The 8,977-nt window shown below is 67.3% G+C and carries 9 protein-coding genes and 1 tRNA gene; 5 read left to right on the top strand and 5 right to left on the bottom strand.

Annotation, left to right across the window (positions count from 1 at the left end; genetic code table 11):
• Positions 1–120 precede the first annotated feature (120 nt).
• On the bottom strand, positions 121–1,353 hold the full coding sequence (locus ACIQ7M_RS32140) for an XRE family transcriptional regulator (protein WP_403650913.1): 1,233 nt from the start codon (positions 1,351–1,353) through the stop codon (positions 121–123).
• A 155-nt stretch (positions 1,354–1,508) separates the two neighbouring features.
• Complete coding sequence (locus ACIQ7M_RS32135; RefSeq protein ID WP_403650911.1) at positions 1,509–1,874, bottom strand: GntR family transcriptional regulator; 366 nt, start codon at positions 1,872–1,874, stop codon at positions 1,509–1,511.
• Positions 1,875–2,050: 176 nt separating this feature from the next.
• Between ACIQ7M_RS32135 and ACIQ7M_RS32130 the strand changes: the two genes are divergently transcribed.
• From ACIQ7M_RS32130 to ACIQ7M_RS32110, 5 genes are read left to right on the top strand one after another with little or no spacing between them, the layout of a single operon-like run.
• On the top strand, positions 2,051–2,395 hold the full coding sequence (locus tag ACIQ7M_RS32130; RefSeq protein ID WP_403650909.1) for a hypothetical protein: 345 nt from the start codon (positions 2,051–2,053) through the stop codon (positions 2,393–2,395).
• Positions 2,392–2,610 (top strand): hypothetical protein, encoded by a 219-nt coding sequence (locus ACIQ7M_RS32125; protein WP_403650907.1) that lies wholly within the window; start codon positions 2,392–2,394, stop codon positions 2,608–2,610. The genes ACIQ7M_RS32130 and ACIQ7M_RS32125 overlap by 4 nt, the downstream gene beginning before the upstream one ends.
• A gap of 47 nt (positions 2,611–2,657) precedes the next feature.
• Entirely contained in the window at positions 2,658–4,031 is a 1,374-nt protein-coding gene (gene repSA / locus ACIQ7M_RS32120; protein WP_403650905.1) for a replication initiator protein RepSA, read from the top strand.
• The gene (locus tag ACIQ7M_RS32115) at positions 4,028–4,213 is read left to right on the top strand and encodes a helix-turn-helix domain-containing protein (RefSeq protein WP_403650903.1); all 186 of its coding nucleotides are present in this window, start codon (positions 4,028–4,030) and stop codon (positions 4,211–4,213) included. The genes repSA and ACIQ7M_RS32115 overlap by 4 nt, the downstream gene beginning before the upstream one ends.
• The gene (locus ACIQ7M_RS32110) at positions 4,213–5,370 is read left to right on the top strand and encodes a tyrosine-type recombinase/integrase (RefSeq protein ID WP_403650901.1); all 1,158 of its coding nucleotides are present in this window, start codon (positions 4,213–4,215) and stop codon (positions 5,368–5,370) included. Before ACIQ7M_RS32115 ends, ACIQ7M_RS32110 begins: the two co-directional genes overlap by 1 nt.
• 55 nt (positions 5,371–5,425) lie before the next feature.
• Here ACIQ7M_RS32110 and ACIQ7M_RS32105 read toward each other — a convergent pair.
• The 3 genes from ACIQ7M_RS32105 to gyrA all read right to left on the bottom strand — a co-directional run bounded on the left by ACIQ7M_RS32105 (position 5,426) and on the right by gyrA (position 8,936).
• A tRNA-Ile gene (locus tag ACIQ7M_RS32105) sits at positions 5,426–5,502 on the bottom strand.
• A 101-nt stretch (positions 5,503–5,603) separates the two neighbouring features.
• Positions 5,604–6,326 carry a DUF3566 domain-containing protein gene (locus ACIQ7M_RS32100; RefSeq protein WP_355762046.1) on the bottom strand — a complete coding sequence of 241 codons (723 nt, stop codon included), beginning with the start codon at positions 6,324–6,326 and terminating at the stop codon, positions 5,604–5,606.
• Between the two features lie 18 nt (positions 6,327–6,344).
• On the bottom strand, positions 6,345–8,936 hold the full coding sequence (gene gyrA / locus ACIQ7M_RS32095) for a DNA gyrase subunit A (protein ID WP_355762049.1): 2,592 nt from the start codon (positions 8,934–8,936) through the stop codon (positions 6,345–6,347).
• Positions 8,937–8,977: the final 41 nt, after the last annotated feature.

Genomic DNA, 8,977 nt, shown 5'->3' with positions numbered 1-8,977 from the left:
CGGCGCAGCCGGGGCGGAGCGGGCCGAAGGCAGGAGCGGCGCCCCGAGCGGAGCCGGGAGCCCGCCCGGCGGAGCGGAGCGCAGCCGGGGCTTGATGAGGTAGAGAAACCTGTAACGGCTCTAGCTGGCTCGGCTCAGCGCGGTCAGATGATCGAGGTACTCGCGGCCGGTCGGCTCGGCGGCGAAGTCGCGATTGACGATGGCTGCAAGCTCGCGGCTGACCATGAGCAGGGATGGCAGAGACTGCCGGTCGCCCTTCAAGGCCCACTCGCCGTAGTTCACCGCTTGATCCAAATCGCCCTGCCGTGCGGCGACTACGCCGAGGGTGATCCTCGCTTCTGCCATCCGCATTGGAGATCGCTCGGAGCCATCAAAGTCTGTCCCCGCCCGGATCACCTCACGGGCAAGATTCTCGGCGAACCGGTCCTCTCCGAGTAGCCGGTAGCAGTCCATGGCGTAGAAATCGAACTTCGCCGGGTCCACCACGAAGTGGTGATCCAGGTTCTCGGGGTACGGCATGCCTTCAAGCAGCTTCCGCCCCCTGTCCAAGGCCACTTCAGTCTGGCGGCGATCACCAAGCCTCGCCCACCCCTTCGCCTCCTGGCCTGCAAGCTGTACGGCTACGCCATGGGCGGGCGCCGCTTCTGTGCCAGCCTGCGAGGCAGCGAGGATTCCCCGATAGTCGCCTGTGGTCAGTGCGAACCACGCGCGCATCTCCTGAGCCCAACCGGTGATCTCTGCATTCCCGGCCTCACGGGCTAAAGACAGAGCTGCCTTCCGAGTGCTCTCGGCTGCGGCCCGGTCACCCATGTCGTACTCGACGCAGCCAATCAGGAGCGCGAGCCACCCAGACAAAGTGAGAACTTCGCGGTGCTGCGCGAGCGTCAGCCGCTGGGACTGGAGACCAGCGACCCGCTTGAGCCACTGCCTGCCTTCAGCGGCGAGCTGCGCACCTGGCAGATAGGGATACTCCGAGCACAGCCGATCAGTCGTGATCCGGAGCGCGTCAAGCGTGGCGTTGTCGACGTCGGACGCCTGCAACCTACTGATGATGTCGAGCGTCTCCAGCCCGCTCACAGCGACGATCTCGGCGTTTCCGTCCCGCTGTCCGGCGACTGGGAAGATCGCATGAGTGACTGTGCCGAAGGTGGCAGCAATGATCGGTTGGTAGAAGTCGCTCGGCATGACTTCGCCGGATTCCCAGCGCTTCCACTGCCGCACCATGCTCGATCCTTCAGGCAGCGGCTTTGGTGCGTGAGCTCGCAGCGCGGCAACCACCTCAGCCTGTGACCATTGCCGGGCTTCGCGCTCCGAGGAAAGCCGTCGTGCCCATGCTGGCCGTTCGTCGCTCATGTGCTGCCCTCCCGTCGGGTGCTTGCCTTCGAGTCTGGCACTAAGAGAGCTGGTGACACGGGGGGTGACAGGGGGTTGGCACGAAGGCTGTCCCCCGTTGACACCACGGCTGTCCCTAGCACATTTGTGCCCCGCATCTGATGGTGGATCACATGTCAGGCACTGCTCGCGGGCTGGGTGCGCTTCTCCAACTCGGCTACTCGGGCAGCAAGTTGCTGAATCTCGGAGTGGAGTGCATTGATCTCATCTCGGTTAACCGGCCCGCCGGCCTTCTGCCCGGCATCGGCGGCACTCGGCGGGGCCAGTACGAAGTACCCCCGGGTGGGAACCGAGACGATCACGCCCTCATCTGCGAGCACCTTGAGCGCGTTTCCTGCAGTCACCGTAGTGACCTTGAATCTGTCGGCCAGCTCACGCAGTGAAGCAAGTCGGTGCCCTACCGGCAACGTCACGATCTCTTCGCGCAGGGCGTCGGCGATCTGCACCTTCTTGGGCCTGGGGTCGTGGGCTTCAACCGTCATGCGCCGAGCGTACCCAGACCTCCGAATTAGTACAGCCTATGGCGCACTATCTCTTGTGATCTACTCTGCTATATAGCAAGCTAGTTCATGCGGCTGAGCCGTAAAACCCGGAGGGCGACGCACCTACCGCCAAGCAGACCGCCGCCCTCCTTCGTCCCACGAAGGGAAGCTCCATCATGCCGTCGACTCCTCTTCGCGTGCACGTCTCGCGACAGCGGGCCTGCCCGGCTTGCGGTGATGCGAAGTGCTCCAACCCGGCCCAGTGCCTGTACTTCCTGACGTCCCGACCGTGGGGCGACTGCGTCAAGTGCGCGGGCTCCGGCTGGGCGGGCGAGGACTCCAACCCCCTGGAGATCTTCTGCCGCTACTGCCTCGGCTCCGGCCTCGATGAGTACGGGCCCGGTGCGATCACGCCGGATGAGATCAGCGACGTCGCGAGGATGCGGCACGCCGCCCACGTCGCACGCTTAACCGCACTCGTGACCCAGTTCCCGGCCCGGCGGCTGGCGGTGACGGCATGAGCGCCCTCCCGTCCTGCTACGACCTGCTCGACGTCGTGCCGCCGGTCTGCCCTGGCTGCCGGGCACACGCCCCGTCCTGGCGCTGGGTCCGCATCGACGGCCTTCGCGTCCTGACGCACGACAGTGATCTGATCTGCCCGAATGATCGCGCCTTCGGCTACGCGCTCGCCCCGGCTCCTCTGGCCGTGGTCGAGCCGGTGGAGGTGGCCGCGTGACGGTGTTCCCCGTCCCCCCGGAGGCCGTGGCTGGTGCTGCGGCCTCCATGGGCACCGACCCCCTGACGCTCGCGGATCTGCTGCGGGTCGCCAACGCGCCCGGCTTCGACCGCTGGCAGGAGCAGATCAAGCGCACGGGCGGCTGTTCCCATCCGATCCGGCTCCAGGGCCAGACCGTGACCCGTGACCGGGTGACCGGTGACGTCCTGTACTCCTACAGCACCGAGAACGAGCCGGGCGGGATGCTGCGGGTCGCCTGCGGCAACCGGCGGGCCTCGCGCTGCCCGGCCTGCGCCTGGACCTACGCGGGGGACACCTACCACCTGATCCGTGCCGGGATCACGGGTGATGTGAACAAGGGCGTCTCGACCGTGGTCCGGGATCACCCCCGGGTCTTCGCCACGCTCACCGCGCCCTCGTTCGGGCCCGTGCACAACCGGCCGGATGCCGGGTGCTGCCGCTGCGGGAGCTCCCACGCGGAGAGTGATCCGGCGTTGGGGACGGCGCTCGATCCGGGCCGCTACGACTACGCCGGGGCGGTGCTGTTCAACAACTTCGCAGGCGACCTGTGGCGCCGCTTCACGATCTACCTGCGCCGGGAGATCGCCGCCCGCGCGGGCCTGTCTCAGACGGCCCTGAAGGAGGTATGCCGGGTCTCCTTCGGCAAGGTCGCCGAGTTCCAGAAACGCGGCTCGGTGCACTTCCACGCGGTGGTGCGCCTGGACGGTCCCGACGGCCCGGACACGACTCCGCCGGCCTGGGCCACGGTCGCCCTCCTGGACGACACAATCCGCGCGGCTGCCGGGCGGGTCTCCGTGCCGGTGGCGGCCTCCGGGGACTTCCCGGCCCGCACCCTGCGGTGGGGCTCCCAGGTCGACGTCCAGCCGATCGGCGCCCTGGGCCAAGAAGAGCTGACCGAACAGGCGGTCGCCTCGTACGTGGCCAAGTACGCCACGAAGGCGGCCGAGACCACGGGCACCGTGGATCACCGGATCGGAGAGCTCTCCGAACTCGACAGGCTGCCGCTGCCCACGCACACCCGGCGCCTGATCGAAGCCTGCTGGGACCTGGACGACGCCTACCCAGAACGGATGCTGGCGCGCTGGGCCCACATGCTCGGCTTCCGCGGCCACTTCTCCACCAAGTCCCGCCGCTACTCGACCACCCTCGGCGCGCTGCGCCAGGTCCGCGCCGACTACCGGGCCCGGCAGGAACGCCGCGAACGGGGTCTCTCCGAGGACCTCGATGACTCGGAGGGCTCCACGCTCGTGCTCGCCCACTGGACCTACGCCGGACAAGGCCACACCCCTGGTGAATCCTGGCTCGCCGAATCGATCGCAAAGGACATCCGACTGAACCGAGAGACCGCACGCGAAGCGCTGACCGACCTGCCGGGCCTGGACGAGGAGGTGTGGGCGTGACCGAGGAGCTGCTGACGGTCCCTGAGGTCATGGCGCGACTCAAGGTCGGCCGGACGACTGTCTACGACCTGATCCGCACGCATCGCCTGCCCTCGCTCACCATCGGGCGGAGCCGCCGGATTCCCGCTGATGGCCTGCGCACGTACCTGCTGTCCCGCCTCGAGTACGAGGAGGCTGCCTGATGGCCAAGCGGCGTCCCAACGGCGGAGGCACGATCACGAAGCGGAAGGACGGCCGGTATCACGGTGCCGCGTACGTAACGAACACCGATGGCCACCGGGTCCGGAAGTTCGTCTACGGCGCCACCTATGACGAGGCCTCCGAGAAGCTGGCCAAGCTCCAGGAGCAGGAGCGCAACGGTGTGCCTGTGCCTGCGAAGTCTTGGAACCTCGGTGAGTGGCTGGGCTACTGGCTTGAGCACATCGTGAAGCCTGAGCGGGAGCACAACACGTACGCGAAGTACGAGTCCAAGGTCAGGCTGTACCTGGTGCCGCACCTCGGCAAGAAGCCGTTGGCCAAGCTCACCCCGGCACAGATCCGGGTGTTCATGGCCGCGCTCGTCCGTGAGGAGGTCGGCGCGGCTACCCGCTTCGAGGTACTGCGGGCCCTGCGAAACGCGCTCAACCGAGCTGTCCAGGAGGAACTGCTCACACGGAACGTGGCCCTGCTCGTCGACATGCCCAAGGTCAGCAAGGACAAGGGCAGGGCGTGGAGCGCGCGGGAAGCAATCACCTTCCTGCGGACGGCTCGCTCGCATCGGCTCTACGCGGCCTGCGTCCTGGTGCTCGTCCTCGGCCTGCGTCGTAGCGAGGTGCTGGGTCTGCGCTGGCAGGACGTGGACTTCGAGTCGCGGCAGATCGAGCCGGTCAAGCAGGTACAGCGGGAGAAGGGCAGGGGCCTCGTCCTCAAGGAGCTCAAGACCGACTCCTCGCAGGCGGTGCTTCCCCTGCCCGAGTTCTGTGCTCGCGCCCTGGAAGAGCGCCGGGAGCTCCAGGCGCTGGAGCGGAGGATCGCCGGTGAGCGGTGGAAGCAGGAGCCCGGCCAGGACCTGATCTTCTCGTCCGTGCACGGCGGGATGATCGACCCGATGGGTTTCTCTCGGAGCTTCGGCCGTCTGGTGAGCCGCGCCGGCGTCCGCCGCATCACGGTCCGGCTGGCCCGGCATACCTGCGGGACCCTGCTCGCCTTCCTGAAGGTCCATCCCAAGGTCGCTCAGGCGGTCCTGCGGCACAGCCAGATCAGCATGACCATGGACGTCTACACGCACGTGGTCGGCTCCGACGAGCGGGAAGCGGTCGCGTTGCTCGCCGAGCTGCTGGAAGATCCGCTGATCGGCTGATGTCAGCCGTAGATGTCAAAGGCCCCCGGTCCGTGTGGACCGGGGGCCTTTGTACTGGTGGGGCTAACAGGATTTGAACCTGTGGCCTCATCCTTATCAGGGATGCGCTCTAACCAACTGAGCTATAGCCCCGCCGCGCTTTGCGGTGTGTGTCCCGCGCGCTGACCTCTGAAGATTAGCGCACGACGCGGCCAGTCCCAAAATCGATAGTCGGAGGGCGTTTGAACGCGCCCTCACTCGTCCTCTGCGAGGGTCAGCTCCACGCCGCCGACGAAGCCGGCGGAGAGGTTGTAGATGAACGCTCCGAGGGTCGCCAGAGCGGTCGCGAGGACCACGTCGATGACCGCGATGACCGACGTGAACATCAGGACGTGCGGGAGCGAGAGGAACGACTGGAGGTCGAAACCGTTGGACTCGTTCGACCCGGTCGCCTCGGAGATCGTGCCGCCGACGGTTGAGAAGACGCCCATCGCGTCCATGACCATCCACAGCACCGCCGCCGCGACGATCGTGCAGATGCCGAGCGCGATGGAGAGCAGGAAGCTGACCTTCATGACCGACCACGGGTCGGCCTTGGCCACCCGAAGCCGTGCCTTGCGCACGCGCGGCGTCGTGCGCGCGCCGGTGCGCGGTCGGCGGACCGCGCCCGCCGGCTGCTGCTGCTGCGCCGGGTACGCCTGCGGCGGGTGATACGGCTGCGCGGGCTGCTGCCCGTGCCGCTCGCCCGGCAGCGGCGATGCCGCCGGGGCCGGCGCCACCGGCGGCGTCCCCGGGGCCGGGGCCCCGACCGGGGCCGCCTGCCCGCCCGCGTGCTGCTGGGCCTGCTGGCCTCGGGTGTCCGTCACAGTTCCCCCCTGGGATCCATGAGACTCATGGGAGTCAGTCCCGTCCATGGCGGTGCCACGGCCGCCGTCCGTTTCCGTACCGGTCGATCCGGCGCCCGTGGCTCCACTCACGACGACTCACTCCTCGCGCTACTCGGCCGAGGACGGCTCGCCCTCTTCCGTACCGACGGCCTCGACGCCTTCGGCGGTCTCGTCCACGGCTTCGTCACCGTCGACCTCCTCCGCCTCCCGGCCGGCCTCGGCGTTACGAGCGATGCCGACCACGGCATCGCGCTTGCCCAGGTTGATCAGTTGGACGCCCATGGTGTCACGGCCCGTCTCCCTGACCTCGTTGACTCGCGTACGAATCACACCACCGGACAGTGTGATGGCGAGGATCTCGTCGGTCTCCTCGACCACCAGCGCGCCGACGAGAGACCCGCGGTCCTCGACGATCTTGGCGGCCTTGATTCCGAGGCCGCCGCGACCCTGGACGCGGTACTCGTCGACGGCGGTCCGCTTCGCGTACCCACCGTCTGTGGCAGTGAACACGAACGTACCGGGTCGAACAACATTCATCGAGAGAAGCTCGTCGCTCTCGCGGAAGCTCATGCCCTTGACGCCCGAGGTCGCACGGCCCATCGGTCGCAAGGCGTCATCCGTCGCCGTGAACCTGATCGACTGTGCCTTCTTGCTGATCAGAAGCAGATCATCCTCTGCGGAGACGAGCTCGGCTCCGATCAGTTCGTCGTCGGATCCGTCCTCCGTCTCGCGCAGATTGATCGCGATGACGCCCCCGGAACGGGGCGAATCGTAATCCTTGAGCGGCGTCTTCTTGACCAGTCCGCCCTTGGTGGCGAGCACCAGGTAGGGCGCGGCCTCGTAGTCGCGGATCGCGAGGATCTCGGCGATCGCCTCGTCCGGCTGGAAGGCCAGCAGGTTGGCGACGTGCTGTCCACGCGCGTCACGGCCGGCGTCCGGGAGTTCGTAGGCCTTGGCGCGGTAGACCCGGCCCTTGTTCGTGAAGAACAGCAGCCAGTGGTGCGTCGTCGACACGAAGAAGTGGTCGACGATGTCGTCCTGCTTCAGCTTCGTGCCGCGGACGCCCTTGCCGCCCCGCTTCTGCGAGCGGTAGTCCTCCGTCTTGGTGCGCTTGATGTAGCCACCGCGCGTGATGGTGACGACGATGTCCTCTTCGGCGATCAGGTCCTCGATGGACATGTCACCGTCGAAGGGCACCAGCTTGGAGCGGCGGTCGTCGCCGAACTTCTCGACGATCGCGGCGAGCTCCTCGCTGATGATGCCGCGCTGGCGCACCGGCGAGGCGAGGATCTCGTTGTATTCGAGGATCTTGGCCTGGAGCTCGTCGTGCTCCTGGATGATCTTCTGGCGCTCCAGGGCGGCCAGCCGGCGGAGCTGCATCTCCAGGATCGCGTTGGCCTGGATCTCGTCGATCTCCAGGAGGCCCATAAGGCCCTCGCGCGCGATCTCCACGGTGTCGCTGCGCCGGATGAGCGCGATGACCTCATCGATGGCGTCCAGGGCCTTCAGCAGGCCACGCAGGATATGGGCGCGCTCCTCGGCCTTGCGCAGCCGGAACTTCGTCCGGCGGACGATGACCTCGATCTGGTGCGTCACCCAGTGGCGGATGAACGCGTCCAGGGAGAGCGTGCGCGGCACACCGTCGACGAGCGCCAGCATGTTCGCGCCGAAGTTCGTCTGCAGGTCGGTGTGCTTGTAGAGGTTGTTCAGGACGACCTTGGCGACGGCGTCCCTCTTGAGGACGATCACGAGCCGCTGGCCGGTACGCGAGCTGGTCTCGTCCCGGACGTCCGCGATACCGCCGACCTTGCCGTCCTTGACCAGGTCGGCGATCTTCTGGGCGAGGTTGTCGGGGTTGGTCTGGTACGGGAGTTCGGTGACCACCAGGCACTGGCGGTTCTGGATCTCCTCGACGTCGACGACCGCGCGCATCGTGATGGAGCCACGGCCCGTGCGGTACGCCTCCTCGATGCCCTTGCGGCCCACGACCAGCGCGCCGCTCGGGAAGTCGGGGCCCTTGATGCGCTCGATCAGGGCGTCCAGAAGCTCCTCGTGGGAGGCCTCGGGGTTCTCCAGGTACCACTGGGCGCCCGCCGCGACCTCGCGCAGGTTGTGCGGCGGGATGTTGGTGGCCATACCCACGGCGATACCGGCGGAGCCGTTGATCAGCAGGTTCGGGAAGCGGGCCGGCAGGACCGTCGGCTCCTGGTTGCGGCCGTCGTAGTTGTCCGTGAAGTCGACGGTCTCCTCGTCGATGTCGCGGACCATCTCCATGGACAGCGGCTTCAGCTTGCACTCGGTGTACCGCATGGCGGCGGCCGGGTCGTTGCCCGGAGATCCGAAGTTGCCGTTCGAGTCCACCAGCGGCATGCGCATCGACCACGGCTGCGCGAGGCGGACCAGCGCGTCGTAGATCGAGGAGTCGCCGTGCGGGTGGTAGGTGCCCATGACGTCGCCGACGACGCGAGCGCACTTGTAGAAGCCCTTCTCGGGCCGGTAGCCGCCGTCGTACATCGCGTACAGGACCCGGCGGTGGACGGGCTTGAGACCGTCCCGTACGTCGGGCAGGGCACGCGACACGATGACGGACATCGCGTAGTCGAGGTACGAGCGCTGCATCTCGGTCTCGAGCCCGACGGGCTCGATACGAAGAGTGCTGTCGCCGTCTTCAGGAGTGCTCGGAGAGTTCTCGTCGGTCATTGCTGGTGAAGATCCTTTCTGACGCGGTCAGCTGAGACCGA

The organism is Streptomyces sp. NPDC096324 (genome assembly GCF_044763015.1).
Lineage (GTDB): Bacteria > Actinomycetota > Actinomycetes > Streptomycetales > Streptomycetaceae > Streptomyces.
The sequence above is the reverse complement of the archived record's forward strand: the minus strand, read 5'-3'. Positions and strand labels throughout refer to the sequence as shown.